The organism is Mesorhizobium sp. M1C.F.Ca.ET.210.01.1.1 (assembly GCF_004791585.1).
Classification (GTDB): Bacteria; Pseudomonadota; Alphaproteobacteria; order Rhizobiales; family Rhizobiaceae; genus Mesorhizobium.
Genome location: NZ_SRUU01000019.1, coordinates 23109 through 38442 on the forward strand (window position 1 = coordinate 23109; position 15334 = coordinate 38442).

At 64.7% G+C, this 15334-nt stretch carries 21 protein-coding genes; 12 read left to right on the forward strand and 9 right to left on the reverse strand.

Annotated features, from left to right (window positions below; all coding sequences use genetic code 11):
* Positions 1 to 126: 126 nt before the first annotated feature.
* Positions 127 to 606 (forward strand): sulfocyanin-like copper-binding protein, encoded by a 480-nt coding sequence (locus EN853_RS20830; protein WP_245517142.1) that lies wholly within the window; start codon positions 127 to 129, stop codon positions 604 to 606.
* Positions 607 to 666: 60 nt separating this feature from the next.
* On the opposite strand, the gene EN853_RS20835 is transcribed toward EN853_RS20830, so the two are convergent.
* Positions 667 to 1608: an NIPSNAP family protein gene (locus tag EN853_RS20835; protein ID WP_348631598.1), complete on the reverse strand. Its 942-nt coding sequence runs from the start codon at positions 1606 to 1608 to the stop codon at positions 667 to 669.
* A gap of 27 nt (positions 1609 to 1635) precedes the next feature.
* Here EN853_RS20835 and EN853_RS20840 point away from each other — a divergent pair, with 27 nt between their 5' ends.
* Positions 1636 to 2235 carry a TetR/AcrR family transcriptional regulator gene (locus EN853_RS20840; RefSeq protein ID WP_127861390.1) on the forward strand — a complete coding sequence of 200 codons (600 nt, stop codon included), beginning with the start codon at positions 1636 to 1638 and terminating at the stop codon, positions 2233 to 2235.
* A 197-nt stretch (positions 2236 to 2432) separates the two neighbouring features.
* Here the strand turns inward: EN853_RS20840 and EN853_RS20845 are convergent, their stop codons facing one another.
* Positions 2433 to 3026, reverse strand: a complete 594-nt coding sequence (locus tag EN853_RS20845; protein WP_127861389.1) for a hypothetical protein — start codon at positions 3024 to 3026, stop codon at positions 2433 to 2435.
* 147 nt (positions 3027 to 3173) lie between these two features.
* Here EN853_RS20845 and EN853_RS20850 point away from each other — a divergent pair, with 147 nt between their 5' ends.
* On the forward strand, positions 3174 to 4307 hold the full coding sequence (locus EN853_RS20850) for a metallophosphoesterase (protein WP_167524551.1): 1134 nt from the start codon (positions 3174 to 3176) through the stop codon (positions 4305 to 4307).
* A 15-nt stretch (positions 4308 to 4322) separates the two neighbouring features.
* On the opposite strand, the gene EN853_RS20855 is transcribed toward EN853_RS20850, so the two are convergent.
* Positions 4323 to 4502, reverse strand: coding sequence for a CsbD family protein (locus tag EN853_RS20855; protein ID WP_127861388.1), 180 nt, complete (start codon positions 4500 to 4502; stop codon positions 4323 to 4325).
* Positions 4503 to 4679: 177 nt separating this feature from the next.
* On the opposite strand from EN853_RS20855, the gene EN853_RS20860 reads away from it, so the two are divergent.
* The 6 genes from EN853_RS20860 (at position 4680) to EN853_RS20885 (ending at position 8637) form a co-directional block, all read left to right on the forward strand.
* Positions 4680 to 5339 (forward strand): glutathione S-transferase family protein, encoded by a 660-nt coding sequence (locus EN853_RS20860; protein ID WP_127861387.1) that lies wholly within the window; start codon positions 4680 to 4682, stop codon positions 5337 to 5339.
* Positions 5340 to 5446: 107 nt separating this feature from the next.
* Positions 5447 to 6202 (forward strand): SDR family NAD(P)-dependent oxidoreductase, encoded by a 756-nt coding sequence (locus EN853_RS20865; RefSeq protein WP_127861386.1) that lies wholly within the window; start codon positions 5447 to 5449, stop codon positions 6200 to 6202.
* Positions 6203 to 6284: 82 nt separating this feature from the next.
* A complete protein-coding gene (locus EN853_RS20870; RefSeq protein WP_127861385.1) occupies positions 6285 to 6605 on the forward strand; it encodes a metalloregulator ArsR/SmtB family transcription factor in 321 nt (106 codons plus the stop codon).
* Positions 6605 to 7384, forward strand: a complete 780-nt coding sequence (locus EN853_RS20875) for an SRPBCC domain-containing protein (protein ID WP_127861384.1) — start codon at positions 6605 to 6607, stop codon at positions 7382 to 7384. The genes EN853_RS20870 and EN853_RS20875 overlap by 1 nt, the downstream gene beginning before the upstream one ends.
* Before the next feature lie 197 nt (positions 7385 to 7581).
* Positions 7582 to 7926, forward strand: a complete 345-nt coding sequence (locus tag EN853_RS20880) for a YkgJ family cysteine cluster protein (RefSeq protein WP_127861383.1) — start codon at positions 7582 to 7584, stop codon at positions 7924 to 7926.
* A gap of 99 nt (positions 7927 to 8025) precedes the next feature.
* Complete coding sequence (locus tag EN853_RS20885) at positions 8026 to 8637, forward strand: LysE family translocator (protein ID WP_127861382.1); 612 nt, start codon at positions 8026 to 8028, stop codon at positions 8635 to 8637.
* On the opposite strand, the gene EN853_RS20890 is transcribed toward EN853_RS20885, so the two are convergent.
* On the reverse strand, positions 8634 to 9830 hold the full coding sequence (locus tag EN853_RS20890; protein WP_127861381.1) for an AraC family transcriptional regulator: 1197 nt from the start codon (positions 9828 to 9830) through the stop codon (positions 8634 to 8636). The two genes, EN853_RS20885 and EN853_RS20890, sit on opposite strands and share 4 nt — an antisense overlap.
* Positions 9831 to 9874: 44 nt before the next feature.
* Here EN853_RS20890 and EN853_RS20895 point away from each other — a divergent pair, with 44 nt between their 5' ends.
* Entirely contained in the window at positions 9875 to 10300 is a 426-nt protein-coding gene (locus EN853_RS20895) for a GFA family protein (protein WP_127861380.1), read from the forward strand.
* A 54-nt stretch (positions 10301 to 10354) separates the two neighbouring features.
* Positions 10355 to 10870: an OsmC family protein gene (locus EN853_RS20900; RefSeq protein WP_127861379.1), complete on the forward strand. Its 516-nt coding sequence runs from the start codon at positions 10355 to 10357 to the stop codon at positions 10868 to 10870.
* Positions 10871 to 10944: 74 nt separating this feature from the next.
* Here EN853_RS20900 and EN853_RS20905 read toward each other — a convergent pair whose 3' ends face one another.
* Genes EN853_RS20905 through EN853_RS35320 form a run of 4 tightly spaced genes read right to left on the reverse strand, consistent with a single transcriptional unit; the run spans position 10945 to position 12790 of the window.
* Positions 10945 to 11331, reverse strand: a complete 387-nt coding sequence (locus EN853_RS20905; protein WP_127861378.1) for a nuclear transport factor 2 family protein — start codon at positions 11329 to 11331, stop codon at positions 10945 to 10947.
* Positions 11332 to 11349: 18 nt separating this feature from the next.
* Entirely contained in the window at positions 11350 to 11784 is a 435-nt protein-coding gene (locus EN853_RS20910) for an OsmC family protein (protein ID WP_127861377.1), read from the reverse strand.
* A gap of 23 nt (positions 11785 to 11807) precedes the next feature.
* Positions 11808 to 12293 (reverse strand): zinc-binding dehydrogenase, encoded by a 486-nt coding sequence (locus EN853_RS34655; RefSeq protein WP_245517139.1) that lies wholly within the window; start codon positions 12291 to 12293, stop codon positions 11808 to 11810.
* The gene (locus tag EN853_RS35320) at positions 12197 to 12790 is read right to left on the reverse strand and encodes an alcohol dehydrogenase catalytic domain-containing protein (RefSeq protein ID WP_348631851.1); all 594 of its coding nucleotides are present in this window, start codon (positions 12788 to 12790) and stop codon (positions 12197 to 12199) included. The genes EN853_RS34655 and EN853_RS35320 overlap by 97 nt, the downstream gene beginning before the upstream one ends.
* A 112-nt stretch (positions 12791 to 12902) precedes the next feature.
* Between EN853_RS35320 and EN853_RS20920 the strand changes: the two genes are divergently transcribed.
* The gene (locus EN853_RS20920; protein WP_127861376.1) at positions 12903 to 13511 is read left to right on the forward strand and encodes a TetR/AcrR family transcriptional regulator; all 609 of its coding nucleotides are present in this window, start codon (positions 12903 to 12905) and stop codon (positions 13509 to 13511) included.
* A gap of 105 nt (positions 13512 to 13616) precedes the next feature.
* Here EN853_RS20920 and groL read toward each other — a convergent pair whose 3' ends face one another.
* The gene (gene groL, locus EN853_RS20925) at positions 13617 to 15269 is read right to left on the reverse strand and encodes a chaperonin GroEL (protein ID WP_127861375.1); all 1653 of its coding nucleotides are present in this window, start codon (positions 15267 to 15269) and stop codon (positions 13617 to 13619) included.
* Positions 15270 to 15334: the final 65 nt, after the last annotated feature.

Below are 15334 nucleotides of genomic sequence, written 5' to 3' on the forward strand. Positions count from 1 at the left end.
GTAGTTTTGATTCAGCGCAAGGCTGATCGTGCCCGTACGTGCAACCATGCAATCGCCGCTCTTAAGCGGTCGATTGCCGGCGTCGGTTCCACCGGTGGCTGCCGAGAGGATTTTGCTGTGAAGACGATGGTGAAGAGTGCGGCACTGGGGTTTGCCGCGGTTGTTGCTATGGCTGCTGCGGCACAGGCTGCCAGCACCATTCAGGTTTCGTTGTGGGACAAAGGGGCGGACACGCCCATGACCCCCGGCTTCGCCTATGGAACCCCAAATCTCGATATGTCCAAGGCAACCATGGGGATAACGGCTACGCCCGCAACGGCGAAGGCCGGCAAGGTCACTTTCAAGGTGAAAAACAGCTCCAAGGATACGATCCACGAAATGATCGTGATGTATCTTGCGAATCCCAAGGACCCGCTTCCCTACATAGCTGCCGAGAACCGGGTCGATGAGGACAAGGCCGGCGACAAGGGAGAGGTTTCTGAGCTCGACCCGGGCGCTTCGGGCACACTCACCGTGAACCTGAAACCCGGCAAGTACGTGCTGATCTGCAATGTCCCCGGTCACTTCGCGACTGGCATGTGGACGGAGTTCACCGTCAAGCCGTAGCAGCCGAGCCAGCGTTGAAGGGCTGACGTTCGGCGGCGGTCGGCAGCTTTCCGGCGGCGACTACCGGCCGAGCAGCGAGCGCGATGTCGGCGAAAGCCGCAGGATTTCTGTCCTGATCAAGTCCGGCGATGTGAGTTCGAATTGGCATCGTGCCTGGGCCGCCTCGTCCTCGAAACCGGTGACGGCGATGAAGACATCTTCGCCAACTCGCACAGGCAGCCGCAGAAAGGTGTTTTCGGCATGCTCGCTGATGAAAGCGCCGAGCAGGCGGGCGCCATTTGCCGCGAGCTGCGGCACCGCCTGCGCTCGCAAACGGTCCGCAAAAGCGGCTTCCGTGCCTGGGTGCAAATGATGAATCGAAATCTCAACAATACTGGGCAGGCCGCTCTGTTTATTCACTTTTTCGGTATCGGAGGCCGCCGGGCGCGGCGACCCCGACAGGTCGAAGCCGGCGCCCCGCCAGGCCGGTTTCAGAAGCAGCACATTGTCGGAATCGATCATCGTCGCGTTGGCGGCATCGCGATGCTCGGCCCAGACCGGTCCGCCATAGAAGGCGGTCAGCGCATCCTTTCTGGCCTCCATGTCCTGGAAGCCGCGCAGCCAGACGAACATGTCGGGGCGGTCGAGGTCGCGGAACTGACCGATGATCGTCATGCCTGTCGCTTCCTGGCTCTCGATGAACTCCCGGTCGAACAGCGCGATCAGCGTTTCGCGCTGACCGGGCTTCAATGTGTATTGGCGAAGCTCCACGATCGGTGAGGCGAGGCGCAGCGAGGTTTCGTTTCGAGCAGGGTTCATTGTCGATTCCAAAACAGGATGATCATCCTGTTTATAAACAGACCGGTTGTCCTGTTTTGTCAATCTGATATCTTTTCCTTCTCTTCTCCCTTGTGGGAGAAGGTGGATTGGCGCGCAGCGCCAAGACGGATGAGGGGTGCTGGACGGATCGCCGTCTATGCAAGGCTGGAGCAGCCCCCATCCGCCTTTACTTCGTTCAGGCACCTTCTCCCGCAAGGGGAGAAAGAGGAGATGGCGATGCGCAAGAAACGCACCAACGACCCCGAAGGCATGCGCCGCCGCGTGCTCGATGTGGCGGCGGACTCCTTCCAGGCACGCGGCTATCACGCCTCGAGCCTCGGCGATCTGATGGCGGCGGCGGGCGTCACCGGCGGCGCGTTGCACCACCATTTCCCGACCAAGAAAGCGCTGGCCCTGGCGGTGATCGATGAGCGCGTGGCAGCCGCGCTCCTGGAAACCTGGATCGCTCCGGTGCGGGCAGCGCCTTCGGCGCGCGAAGGCGTACGCGACGTGTTCGAGGCGGTGGCGGCGGAGCTCGAACAGCAAGGCTATGTGCGCGGTTGCCCGCTCAACAATCTCGCGCATGAGCTGTCGTTGGCGGATGACCAATTCCGTGCGGCGCTTGCCAGCATCTTCGCCGGCTGGCGGCAGGCGATCGCCGACAAGGTCCGGGACGATCAGCGGACAGGCGGGGAGGGTGGGACAGATCCCGATCGCTTCGCGGCGCTGACCGTCGCCGCCTACTCCGGCGCCATGTCGATGGCGAAGACTGCGCAGGATTCAGGGGTATTGCGGGAGTGTTTGAGAGGGCTCATTTCGTTGTCAACCTAGGGCGGAGCTAGGAGCGAAGCGACGCGCGCAGACCCTAGGATCCATGCCGTGACGCCGGCCAAAGAGCGCAACGAATCAAAGAATTTTCGCCGATTGCGGCACCCATTCTCGCCCGCCGGAGCACTGCCGTGGTCACGGCATGGACCCAGGATCTCCGATGCGCTTCGCCCTGGGATGACGAGGCGCCTGGAGCAGCCTCACTGCTTCAGCGGCCTAATCGTCTCGAATCCCACCTCGCTCTGCGAACTGGTGCCTTCGTCATAACGCTTTGCCAGCACGGCCTGCAGGTCGGGCGAATAGAGCGCGGTGAAGCTGTCGATCACCGCGCCGGAATCGCCGGTGATCGTCTCCTTCACCGCCAGCACATTGTAGGTGCAGTCGCCGAGCTTGTAGGTCTCCTTGCCCTTGACGGCCAAAGCCAGCGTTTCGGTGCCCTTGGGCGTCTTCTTCGCCGACAACCGAACGAACTCGGTCTTGCTCTTGGCGCCAGCCTTTAGCGGGAACAGCTTCTTGATGTCGCCGAGCGGGATCATCGACAGCCTGCCGGTGTCGCTGTCGCGAAACACCTCGATCAGCCCGGCATAGAGATACTGCGTCTGCGGCGACTGCGCCTCGTACTCGTTGGCGACCGCGACCATGCCGCCCGGCGCCGGCCGGAACTCGCTGCGGATGCCGGACTTCTCCAGCACGAAGCCGGCCTTGGCGGATTTGGCGTCGACACAGTCCGCGGCATGCGCCGCGCCGGCAAGGGTGAGCATGGCGAGCGCCATGCCGGTCGTCATGAGTTGCATGCCTTCCTCCCCTGGGAGCGTTCCGGAAGGAATGACAGACCCTCACCGCGCTGTCGACCCAAGTGCCCTTCACGATTCAACCAAGGCTTGAAAAGTCCATGGATCGCCAATCTGGACGATCCGGCGCTGAGAATGTTCAATCGGGCGATGATGAATCGCCTCTCCTCGGCGTTCTTGTCCCGCCGCGCTTTCCTGAGCCGGATGGGAGGCCTCGCGGCAGCCGCCGCCTTGCCGCGCGCCGCCTTCGCCCAGACCGGCCGGCGCATCCAGCCGATCGACGCCACCTTCCTGTTCATCGCCGATATCCATGCCTGCCGCATGGCGAGCGGCTTGAGCCCCCATTGCGAGCAGGAGGGCAAGACCGACGCGGCCTTGCTGCGCAACGTCGCGGCCCTGAACGCGATCGCGGACAAGGAGTGGCCGGTTAAGATCAACGGGCTCGCCACCGGCCTGCATTCGGCCGGCAGGCGCATCGGCACGCCGCTCGGCCTCGTCACCGGCGGCGACATCACCGACGACGGCGGCGGCCAGGTCACCGAGCCCAGCGAAGGCACGCAGCTCCTGCAGTTCAGCCAGCGCTATCAGCAGGGCATGGGGCCGGACCGCGTCCACATTCCGGTCTACGTCGGGCTCGGCAATCACGACCTCGACCAGAACGGCTCGCCGCCGCATGTCGACTGGTACCGCCGCGAACTGCGCGACTATGTCGAAGTCAACCATCGCCCCGGCGTCTTCTTCAAGCCGCCGGTGCCGGCGACCGAATACGACGTCGACACCGACTGCTATTCCTGGGACTGGGGCGGCCTGCACCTTGTCCAGACGCATCGCTTCGCCGGCGATACCGGCCATGGCGCGATAAGCAGCCTGCCCTGGCTGAAGCAGGATCTGGCGACCTATGCCGGCGACGGCCGCCCGGTGATCCTGTTCCAGCACTATGGCTGGGATACCTTCTCGATCGAGCGCTGGGATCCGGCAAAGCGCGCCTATGACGACGACGGCGCCGGTCGGCCGCACTGGTGGGGCGAGGCCGACCGCCAGGCGCTGGTCGCCGCGCTGAAGGGTTACAATGTGATCGCGATTTTTCACGGCCATCAGCACGAAACGCCGATGATCTACCAGCGCGACGGGCTCGACCTCTTCAAGCCGAAGGCCGCCTATATGGGCGGCTTCGCGCTGACGAGGGTGACCGATGACAACATCGACGTCGTGCTGGGTGAGGCGGCCGGCGACCATGGCGAGGTCGTCTTCACCAATGCCATCACGAAGGCGTTTGAGACATGACCGCGAAGGTCTGATTCACATAGCCTTTTTGATGGTGGCCTTCATGTCGCCGCAGGCCTTCTGCACCTTGCCTGCGGCCTTTTCCGCCATGCCGCTGATTTGCATTCGGCGGTTTCCCGTGGCCTTGCCCACGGCTTGCTGGACCGAGCCCTTGAGCTGCCTGGCGAGGCCAGCAATCTGGTCCATGTTCACCATCTCCGCATCTCCCGGAGATCCAATCGCCAGAGAAACGGGCTGGTGGGCTTCCGGGTTCCGTCGGCCGTGGCGCGCCGGGTGAAGGTGTGGCGGCGGCGGACCGGAATTTCCGAGCGAAACACTTTGCCGCTTCGCGATGCGGCCACTAAGGTGAGCGGAAAATCGGGGGGAAGCGCCTTGGCTGAATTCACCTTGTTCATCGGCAACAAATGCTTTTCGTCCTGGTCGCTGAGACCATGGGTGGCGATGAAGCACCTGGAAATCCCCTTCGAGGAACGCTTCGTGCGCCTGCGCACGCCCGAGACCGCCGCGAACCTCGCCAAGGTCTCGCCGACCGGCCTGGTGCCGGTCCTGAATCATGACGGCAGGATCGTCTGGGAAACCCTTGCCATCCTTGAATATCTGGCCGACCTCTTTCCGGAGAAGAAGCTCTGGCCGGAGGATCCTGGCGCCCGCGCGCTGGCGCGCTCGGTGGCGACCGAGATGCACTCCGGCTTCCGCGAGGTCCGCTACGGCTGGCCGATGAATCTGCGCCGGCCGAGATCGCACAAGCCGCTGGATGCCGAGGGCGAGGCGCAGCGGGCGAGGATCGAGGCGATCTGGCGTCAGTGCCGCGAGCAGCATGGCCAGGGCGGCCCGTTCCTGTTCGGCCATTTCACCGCGGCCGATGCCATGTATGCGCCGGTCGTCACCCGCTTCGACACCTATGGCGGCGAGCTGGCGCCGGTCACCCGCACCTATGTCGATGCCGTGCTGGCGACGCCGGCGATGCGGCATTGGTACGCGGAGGCGGCCAAGGAGCCCTGGCCGGAGCCGGGGCCGCACGAACAGGATTAAGGCGGGCTGTTTCGGTCGGAAACTGCGTCAACTGCTCCGATGGCGGGACTTCAAGAACGCCCGGCGTGGCCTATGTGATGGGCGGGGCGGCTTCCGGAGATTCCATCATGTCATCCTCTAATCCAATACTCGCCGGCAAGGTCGCGCTCGTCACCGGTGCTTCGTCCGGCATCGGCGAGGCCACCGCCGCCGCGCTTGCCGCCGCCGGCGCGAAAGTTGCGATCGCCGCCCGCCGCGCCGATCGCCTCGTGGCGCTGGCCGGCCGCATCGAGCAGGCCGGCGGCAAGGCACTCGCCATCGAGGCCGACATCGCGAGAGGCAGCGACATTGCCGGCATGGTCGACAAGGTCGTTTCCGAGTGGGGCCGGCTCGACATCCTGGTCAACAATGCCGGCGTCATGCTGCTTGCGCCCGCGGCCGAGGCCGATCTGGACGACTGGCGCCGCATGATCGAGCTCAACCTGATCGGCCTGATGGGAACCACCAAGGCGGCTCTGCCGCATCTCAAGGCGTCCAGGGGCCACATCGTCAACGTGTCGTCGGTAGCCGGCCGCGTCGCCAACCCCGGCGCCAGCGGCTACGCGGCGACCAAGTTCGGCGTCGTCGCCTTCTCGGAGTCGCTGCGGCGCGAGGTCTATGCCGACAAGGTGCGCGTCACCGTCATCGAGCCCGGCCTGGTGCGCACCGAGCTCGGCGACCACATCACCAACGCCGAATACAAGGCGGGCCTCGACCATCGGCTGGCCACCATGGAAGCGCTGACCGTCGAGGATATCGCCAACGCCATCCTCTATGCCGTCAGCCAGCCGCCGCGCGTCAACGTCAACGAGATCCTGATCCGCCCGACCGACCAGGAACGCTGATCGAATCCAGCGCGGCGAGAGGTCGAGGAGAATTGACCGGTCCTGCAATTCGGCCTAATACGTAACCAAATGGATACGCATCATGCCGCAAGCCGAGCAGGACCGTTCCGTCTTCCGCGCCATCGCCGATCCGACGCGGCGCGCCATTCTCGACCGGCTGCGGCAAGGGCCGGCGCCGGTCAACGAACTGGCCTCCGCCTTCTCGCAGAGCCGTCCGGCGATTTCCAAGCATCTGAGGATCCTGCGCGAGCTCAACGTCGTCTCCGAGCAGCGGCAGGGCCGCGAGCGCGTCTATCGGCTGGAGCCGGCGGAACTGAAGGACGTGGCGGACTGGATCCTGCCTTATCGCGACTTCTGGCAGCAGAGCCTCAGCAATCTGAAATCCTATCTGGAGGACGAGTGATGGCGAGCAATGACAGACCGCGCGCGATCGCGGACGTTTCGGCGGGCACGATCCTGGCCACGGTGACGATAGCGGTTCCACCCGAACGTGTCTTCCGGGCGATCACGGCCGAGGACCAGATCCCGCTCTGGTGGGGCGCCGACGACATGTACCGGACGACGAAGCATACCGCCGATGTCCGGCCGGGCGGCGCCTGGCGCTCAGAAGGCAAGGGCGCCGACGGCCACGAATTCCATGTCGGCGGCGAATATATCGAGGTCGAGCTGCCGCACCGCCTGGTGATGACCTGGAAGGCGCCGTGGGACGGCGATCACGTCACCACCGTCATCTACACGCTGGAAGCGGTGGAGAACGGCACCCGGCTGACGCTGCGCCATGACGGCTTCGGCGTGCGCCACGACTCCTGCCGCGACCACGGTTCCGGCTGGGAGCGGGTGCTGGGCTGGCTCGGCGATTTCCTCGCCAAGGAAATCGGTGCCAGGCCGCCTTCGGTCTTTCATTGCCGGCTGATCCCGCCGCGCCCGGACTTCGCCTTCACCATGTCTGAGGAGGAGAGGACGCTGATGAATGCGCATGCCGACTATCTGCGCGGCCGGCTTCGCGATGGCACGATGATGCTGGCGGGTCCCGTTGCCGATCCGGCCGGACCTTGGGGCCTCCTGATCCTGCGTGCCGGCAGCGAAGCCGAGGCGAGGGCCGTCACCGATGGCGACCCGGTGGCGCGTTCGGGGCGCGGCTTCCGCTATGAAATCCTGCCGATGATGAGCACGATCATGTAAGGCCCAATAGAAAACGCCTCTCGCGCTTTTTACGGCGCGGGAGGCGTCTTTTGCCATCAACCTTTCTCGATTGCTCATGAACTGCTGACAGCAAGGACATAACTCGCGGCCGGCGAAAGGGTTCCCGGCAAAATAAAAAAAATCTTGTTCGGCCGATACGGGGTGTTTCCCAGGCTCTGTGATAGAGGCATGCCACCATGAGGACCGCCTTGCCGAACGACCAGCCCTTTGCGACCCCGCTCGAGGCTTCTGTCGCTTTCGACTGCCAGAGCTGCGGCGCCTGCTGCGCCTATTCGGCGGATTGGCCGCGCTTCTCGACCGAGGAGGATGCCGAACTGGACCGCATCCCCGAAGAACTCGTCGCGACCGATCAGTCCGGCATGCGCTGCGAGGGCGGCCGCTGCTCGGCGCTTCGTGGCGAGGTGGGCAAGGGGACGGCCTGCACGATCTACGAAATCCGCCCGCATGTCTGCCGCGCCTGCATGCCCGGCGGCGACGACTGCCTGATGGCGAGGGAGATGTATGGGCTGGCGGTCAGCTAGTTCCTCTCCCCCACTTCATGGGGCGAGGAAATGGCGCCCGCTTGCCCACACTCTCATCGCTCGATACCTTGCCGCGCGGGCAAGGCCGCGGAGGATCTCATGAGCATCGAATTCCTGTTGACGTCGCTGATTATCGTCGCATCGCCCGGCACCGGCGTTCTCTACACGCTGAGCGCCGGCCTTTCGCGTGGCGCACGTGCCTCGATCATCGCCGCCTTTGCCTGCACGCTGGGCATCATCCCGCATATGGCGGCGGCCGTCACCGGCCTCGCCGCGGTGCTGCACACCAGCGCCGTCGCCTTCGAGACGCTGAAATATCTCGGCGTCGCCTATCTGCTCTACATGGCCTGGAACACGCTGAAGGAGCGCGGCGGCTTGAGCATCGACGAGAACGTCGCGCCGCGCTCGACTGGCAAGGTCATCACCTCCGGCGTCCTGGTCAACATCCTCAACCCGAAGCTGTCGATCTTCTTCTTTGCCTTCCTGCCGCAATTCGTCAGCACCACCGAGCCGCATGCCTTTGCCAAGATGCTGGAGCTCTCCGGCGTCTTCATGCTGATGACGTTCGTCGTTTTCGCCGTCTACGGCGTGTTTGCCGCCTCGGTTCGCAGCCATATCATGTCGCGGCCAAAGGTGCTGACCTGGATGCGCCGCAGCTTCGCCGCCGCCTTCGTCATGCTCGGCGCCAAGCTGGCGCTGGCGGATCGCTAGTTCGCTGCCGCGGCCGGTTCGCCACCAGTTCCCGAAACCTCGTCGCTTCCGGAACCGGGCGCAGGCCGAATACCCAGACGCCAGGCCGAAGGCGGGACGCCGATCATCTTCTTGAAGGCACGGCTGAACGCCGCTTCGGATTCGTAGCCGATCTCGGCCGCGATGTTCGCGACGTTGCTGTTGCCGGCGCTGAGCAGCTCGGAGGCGATCTGCATGCGCCATTTCGCGAGATAGTGCATAGGCGGCATGCCGACGAGCCTGGTGAAGCGCTCGGCAAGAACGGTGCGCGAAAGCGCCGACTCTTTCGCCAGCGCTTCCAGCGTCCAACCGTGCGCCGGCCTGTCGTGGATCAGCGCCAGCGCCTTGCTCAGATGCGGATCGCGCAGGCCCGCCAGCCAGCCCGTGTGTGGCGGCGGCAGCGATTCCACATAGCGGCGCAGGACATCGACGAACATCAGCTCGCTGAGCTTGGTCAGCACCGTCTCGCTGCCCGCCCGTTTTTCCGCGACCTCCGACACCGCCAGCCTGATGAACTGGCCGAGCCAGCCGCCATCGCCTTCCACGTCGCCGGCCTTGATGACCGGGGGCAGAGCTTCGAGCAGCGGATTGAAGGGCAGGGCATCGCAGGCGAGATAGCCGCAAACCAGCCGGGCCGACGCCGCCCCGTCCTTGACGTAGTTGATGGGGAACGGGATTTGACTGGCGGCAGCGATCTCCAGGACATCGGCGGTCGGCGGATCGGCCCCCAGGTCGGGCGTGCTCGACATGATATGCGGGTCGCTCCTGGTGAAGACCACGACCTCGCCCGCTTCCATGACGATTGCTTCCCGGCCGACGATGCGGGCAAAGCACCGGCCGGCCGTGAGCACGTGGTAGGAAATCAGGTGATCCGCGCCCGGCAGTATCCTCGGCAATATCGAGGAAGGCGAGGGCGAGCACACCGCCCATGGATCCTGCGCCGCGATGTCGAAGAACGTCGCGCCGGTGAGGCGCACCGTTTTCAACAGGTCAGACAGAGCGTCCCCGGCCATTCCACCCCCGGCCATTCCACCCACGCCCCGTAAGTTGCGCGGCAATCCGGCGCGACATCCCTTTCCGGTTCCGGACGCGCTGTCAAGTAAGGCGGATGCCCCGTCATTCCGTTCATTGCCCGAAGCTTTAAATCTCCCGTCGCTGCTGAGCTCCGTTCCCAAATCGGACGCTCGAGCGCGGTCGAACTCAAGGAAGGATGCAAATCATGACGGTACATAAGGGTGGCTGCTTTTGCGGCGCCGTGGAAATCGAGGTCCACGGAACCGCCGAGGCGATGGGCTATTGCCATTGCGGTTCCTGCCGGTCGTGGTCGGCGTCTCCGGTAAACGCCTTCACGCTGTGGAAGCCGGAAAACGTCAGGGTCACCAAAGGCGCCGAATTCCTGTCCGGTTTCAGGAAGTCGCCGACGAGCGACCGCCAGTTCTGTACCAAATGCGGCGGTCATCTGATGACGGATCATCCGCCGCTCGGACTGGTCGACGTCTATGCGGCAACGATACCGACGGTGGAGTTCACGCCGGGGGTGCATGTCAACTATGCCGAGGCGGTCCTGCCGATGAAGGACGGTTTGCCGAAGCTGAAGGATTTTCCGGCCGAGCTTGGAGGCTCCGGCGTGAGCGTGCCGGAATAGCCCGGCCATGGCGCACGAATCCAAGGGACCCAATTCGACGACAGGAGAATATGCATGGACATCGCGACATTTCGCGCCACGCAGGAGCCGATCAAGGATCTTTATCGCAAGGATGCGCGGGCGGCACTTCTTACGCTGAAGGCCAAGGGCAGCGCTGACGACGCCAGGGTGACCTGCAAGGTCGAGACCGGCCGCGGCCTTGCGCTGGCCGGCATCCACCCGAAGGCCGGCGGCAGCGGGCAGGAGCTCTGCTCCGGCGACATGCTGCTGGAGGCGCTGATCGCCTGCGCCGGCGTCTCGATGAGGGCGGCAGCCGCCGTGCTGGAGGTTCCGATCAAGTCGGCGGAAATCTCCGCCGAAGGCGACGTAGACCTGCGCGGCACGCTCGGCGTCACCGAGGGCGTGCCGGTCGGCTTCAAGGAGATCCGCCTGCGCTTCGATATCGAGACGGACGCTCCGCAGAACAGGCTGACCCAGCTGATGGAACTCACCGACCGCTACTGCGTGATCTTCCAGACAATCCAGCGCAGCCCCAAGACCTTCGTTAAGCTCAACAGGGTCGCGCGGTAAAGCGAGTTGCCCGGAATCCAAACCTTGGCGGGGGATTCCGGGCTGGGCCTGAGCGCGGCTTTTCGCGCCGGGCCCTATCCCTTCACATATCCCATCGCCTCGACGATCCGCCCGTTCGCGACGTGCATCAAGTTGACGCCGCGCAGCGAGTTGCCGTCGGACATCCAGAAGCGCCATCGGATCGTCGCGCGGTCGCCGGCGACGAAAGTCTCTTCGATGTCGAAGCGCGTGCCGGGCGCGGTAGCTATCGCCGACCACAGCTCGACGCAGGCGGCCTTACCGGTCCGGCGGGCGCCGTCCGGCGCCGGCGTTATGTTCTCGATCACGCAGTCCTGCGCGACCAGCTCGTCCAGCGCCGACGGGTCATGCCTCTGGAAGACGTCGTTGTAGCGCCGCATGATTTCAGCCGTCTCGGCGGAGCGCTTGGCGGCGGCGGTGTCGATGATCAGTTCCTGGGTCATTGAATTCCTCCTTCCGTTTCAGTGGTCTGTGAGGCTCGCCTTGAGCGTGATAGCAGCGACGCCGGCAAGCGCCCGCGAGACCAGGCAGGTAGCCTTGGCCGACTGCGCCAGCCGCTCGAAATCTTCGCTCGAAAGGCCCGGGACCGTGGCCTCTGTCTCCAGCTCGATACGGGTGATCGTCGGCCCGGCTGTGGTGCCGCCGAGATGCACTTTCGCGATGGTGCGGATGCTTCCCGGAATATGCCCCTCGCGCCCGAGGATGGCGCTCAGCGCCATCGAGAAGCAGCCAGCATGGGCTGCCGCGATCAATTCCTCCGGATTGGTGCCCGGGCCGTTCTCGAAGCGGGATGGGAAGGAATAGGCGCCCTCGAACTCGCCGCTGCCCAGCCGCAGCCGGCCGGATCCTTCCTTGAGGGTGCCCTGCCATTCGGCCGATGCATCGCGGATTGTCATTGGTGTTTCTCCTCTCTGGTTCGTCAGGCGCTGTCGATGACGACCTTGCCGAAGACATCGCCCTGCTGAAAATGCCGGTAGGCTTCGCGCGCCTCGGCGAATGGGAAGACCTTGTCGATGACAGGCCTCAGCCGATGCGTGGCGACCGCGGCAAGCATCGCCTCCAGTCCGTTGCGGCTGCCGACGAAGAGGCGACTGATGGTGACCAGGCTGCGCTGATAGACGGCGCCCGGGATCTCGAGCGACTTGCCGATGTGGTCCTGCACGGTGAGCAGCACGATGCGCCCGTAAAGCGAACTGGCGATCAGCGATTGCGCGAAGGTGGCCGGGCCGCCGGTTTCTACGACCAGGTCGATGCCGCCGCTCGCCTCGCGCAGCTTCATGCCCCATTCCGGCGTTTCGGCTGCCGTAATCACGAGGTCGGCGCCGAGCGCCCGCAGCCTCCCAGTCTTCTCGCTGCGCGAGGTGACGGCCGCGACGCGGCAGCCCATGAGCTTGGCAAACTGCAAGGCGAAAAGTGCGACGCCGCCTGAGCCGATGACCAGAACCCATTGCCCAGGCTTCGGAATCTCCGCGCCCCGTCAGCGCGCTCCATGCAGTCAGTCCTGCGCAGGTGAATGTCGCGGCCTCGTGCCAGGAGAGATGGTCCGGCAACCGCACCGCCCACTACTCGTCGAGCAATGCAAATTCTGAGAGCATACCGTCCAGTGTGCAGCCGAGCTGGTCGACGGCGCGCGAAATAGCTGCCGGTCACGCGGTCGCCGACGGCAAAGCGCGTGACGCTATCGCCGATCGCCACCACCTCGCCGGCGCCGTCGCTCAGCGGAACGATGCCGGGCCGGGGCGTCAGTGGATAGGTGCCGTTGAGGATCATCGTGTCGCGCCGGTTGAGCGAGGCGGCGCGCATGCGCACGACGATCTGATGTGGGCTAGGCCGTGGCACTGCCTCTTCACGCAACTCCAGCCATTCGATGTTGCCTGGCTGCTCAAGTCGATAGGTTTGCATCGTCGCTGTCCAAATATGTAGACCGATTTACATATTATGTAGACCGATTGTCATATTCCGGGCAAGCCCTATAATGCGCGCTCCTGACAGGTTGACATTGCGAGAGGTTGAGGTGGCGACGGACACACGCGCCCGCATGATCGAGGCTACGGCGCTGCTCATCAGGCAGCGCGGCTATCACGGCACCTCGCTGAACGACATTTTGAGCGCCAGCGGCGCGCCGCGCGGCTCGCTCTATTTCCATTTCCCGGGCGGCAAGGACCAGTTGGTCATCGAAGTGACGCGCGCCAGCGTGGCTGACGTGACCGAGCGGCTGGGCGCGGAGCTCGCCGCCGAAAGCGACCCGGCCGTCGCCGTTCGCCATATCTACCGGTCGGTGGAGCGGATGCTCGAGGAAAACCAGTTCTCGCTCGGCTGCCCGGTCGCGCCGGTGGTGCTCGACGCGCCGAACGATGTGCCCGACCTCGCCGAAATCTGCCGCGCCGCCTTCGAGCAATGGATCGGCCTGCTGCGCCAGGCCTTCGTCAGGGCAGGGGTGGGCGAACAGCGGGCGCAAGCCCTGGCGCTGCTGGTCGAATCCTCGCTGGAAGGCCTGATGGTGATCGCCCGCGCCACCCGCGACCGCTCGGCGCTCGCTGTCGTGGCCGACGAAGTGGTCGCGCTGATCGAGGCGGCGGTGCGTTCCGGCAAGGTTGCTGAGCGCGCGCACGCCGCCGTCTGAGGTTGGCGCTTCATCCTATCGGTGCATGACAACGAGCCATCCTAACAGACATAGAAAAAGGGCGGCATTTCTGCCGCCCTTTCCATATTAGGCAGGTAGCCTGGATTAGAAATCCATGCCGCCCATGCCGCCCATGCCACCGCCGGGCATGCCGCCCGGCATGCCGCCGGCGGCTTCCTTCTTCGGAGCCTCGGCGATCATGGCTTCGGTGGTGACGAGCAGGCCGGCGACCGAGGCCGCGTCCTGGAGAGCGGTGCGCACGACCTTGACCGGATCGACGATGCCCATGGCGATCATGTCGCCATACTCGCCGGTCTGGGCGTTGAAGCCGAAGGTCGCGCCCTTGTTCTCGAGGATCTTGCCGGCGACGATCGAGGCTTCGGCACCAGCGTTGGCAGCGATCTGGCGGGCCGGAGCCTGCAGCGCGCGACGAACGATGTTGATGCCGGCGTCCTGGTCGGCATTGGCGCCGGTCGCCTTGACGGCATTCGAAGCGCGCAGCAGGGCGACGCCGCCGCCGGCGACGATGCCTTCTTCCACGGCCGCGCGGGTCGCGTTCAGGGCGTCGTCAACGCGATCCTTCTTTTCCTTGACCTCGACCTCGGTCGCGCCGCCGACGCGGATCACCGCGACGCCGCCAGCGAGCTTGGCCAGACGCTCCTGCAGCTTCTCCTTGTCGTAGTCCGAGGTGGTCTCCTCGATCTGCTGCTTGATCTGGGCGACGCGGCCCTGGATCTCGGCCTTCTTGCCGGCGCCGTCGACGATGGTGGTGTTCTCCTTGGAGATCGACACCTTCTTGGCGCGGCCGAGCATGTTGAGGCCGACATTCTCGAGCTTGATGCCGAGGTCTTCCGAGATGACCTGGCCACCGGTGAGGATGGCGATGTCTTCCAGCATGGCCTTGCGGCGGTCGCCGAAGCCCGGAGCCTTGACGGCGGCGATCTTCAGGCCGCCGCGCAGCTTATTGACGACCAGCGTGGCCAGGGCCTCGCCTTCGACGTCTTCCGAGATGATGAGCAGCGGCTTCGAGGTCTGAACGACGGCTTCCAGGACCGGCAGCATGGCCTGCAGGTTGGAGAGCTTCTTCTCGTGCAGCAGGATGTAGGCGTCTTCCAGATCGGCGACCATCTTGTCGGCGTTGGTGACGAAGTAGGGCGACAGGTAGCCGCGGTCGAACTGCATGCCTTCGACGACTTCCAGCTCGGTGTCGGCGGTCTTGGCTTCCTCGACGGTGATGACGCCTTCGTTGCCGACCTTCTGCATCGCTTCCGCGATCATCTTGCCGACCGACTCGTCGCCATTGGCCGAGATCGTGCCGACCTGGGCGACTTCCTCGGAGGTCTTGATCTTCTTGGAGGCCTTGCCGAGAGCGGTGACGACTTCACCGACGGCGAGGTCGATGCCGCGCTTCAGGTCCATCGGGTTCATGCCGGCGGCAACCGCCTTGTTGCCTTCCTGGACGATCGCCTGGGCGAGAACGGTCGCGGTGGTCGTGCCGTCGCCGGCGATGTCGTTGGTCTTCGAAGCGACCTCGCGCACCATCTGCGCGCCCATGTTCTCGAACTTGTCCTCGAGCTCGATCTCCTTGGCGACGGTGACGCCGTCCTTGGTGATGCGCGGCGCGCCGAACGACTTGTCGATGACGACGTTACGGCCCTTCGGACCGAGCGTGACCTTCACCGCGTCGGCGAGGATGTTGACACCGCGCAGCATGCGCTCACGGGCGTCGCGGGAGAATTTTACGTCTTTTGCAGCCATGTGTTAGCTCCTGACAGGGGCTCGTACAGAGCCCGAAAATTCAGTTGATGGAGAGAGGCCGAAAT

Excerpts from the sequence above, each read along its gene's own strand:
- EN853_RS20845 (WP_127861389.1), bottom strand. The coding sequence starts at position 3,026 with ATGCAACTCATGACGACCGGCATGGCGCTCGCCATGCTCACCCTTGCC.
- EN853_RS20875 (WP_127861384.1), top strand. The coding sequence starts at position 6,605 with ATGGCGAGCAATGACAGACCGCGCGCGATCGCGGACGTTTCGGCGGGC.
- EN853_RS20880 (WP_127861383.1), top strand. The coding sequence starts at position 7,582 with ATGAGGACCGCCTTGCCGAACGACCAGCCCTTTGCGACCCCGCTCGAG.
- EN853_RS20905 (WP_127861378.1), bottom strand. The coding sequence starts at position 11,331 with ATGACCCAGGAACTGATCATCGACACCGCCGCCGCCAAGCGCTCCGCC.
- groL (WP_127861375.1), bottom strand. The coding sequence starts at position 15,269 with ATGGCTGCAAAAGACGTAAAATTCTCCCGCGACGCCCGTGAGCGCATG.
- EN853_RS20895 (WP_127861380.1), top strand. The coding sequence starts at position 9,875 with ATGACGGTACATAAGGGTGGCTGCTTTTGCGGCGCCGTGGAAATCGAG.
- EN853_RS20900 (WP_127861379.1), top strand. The coding sequence starts at position 10,355 with ATGGACATCGCGACATTTCGCGCCACGCAGGAGCCGATCAAGGATCTT.
- EN853_RS35320 (WP_348631851.1), bottom strand. The coding sequence starts at position 12,790 with ATGCAAACCTATCGACTTGAGCAGCCAGGCAACATCGAATGGCTGGAG.
- EN853_RS20840 (WP_127861390.1), top strand. The coding sequence starts at position 1,636 with ATGGCGATGCGCAAGAAACGCACCAACGACCCCGAAGGCATGCGCCGC.
- EN853_RS20910 (WP_127861377.1), bottom strand. The coding sequence starts at position 11,784 with ATGACAATCCGCGATGCATCGGCCGAATGGCAGGGCACCCTCAAGGAA.
- EN853_RS20850 (WP_167524551.1), top strand. The coding sequence starts at position 3,174 with ATGATGAATCGCCTCTCCTCGGCGTTCTTGTCCCGCCGCGCTTTCCTG.
- EN853_RS20865 (WP_127861386.1), top strand. The coding sequence starts at position 5,447 with ATGTCATCCTCTAATCCAATACTCGCCGGCAAGGTCGCGCTCGTCACC.
- EN853_RS20885 (WP_127861382.1), top strand. The coding sequence starts at position 8,026 with ATGAGCATCGAATTCCTGTTGACGTCGCTGATTATCGTCGCATCGCCC.
- EN853_RS20870 (WP_127861385.1), top strand. The coding sequence starts at position 6,285 with ATGCCGCAAGCCGAGCAGGACCGTTCCGTCTTCCGCGCCATCGCCGAT.
- EN853_RS20855 (WP_127861388.1), bottom strand. The coding sequence starts at position 4,502 with ATGGTGAACATGGACCAGATTGCTGGCCTCGCCAGGCAGCTCAAGGGC.
- EN853_RS20830 (WP_245517142.1), top strand. The coding sequence starts at position 127 with ATGGTGAAGAGTGCGGCACTGGGGTTTGCCGCGGTTGTTGCTATGGCT.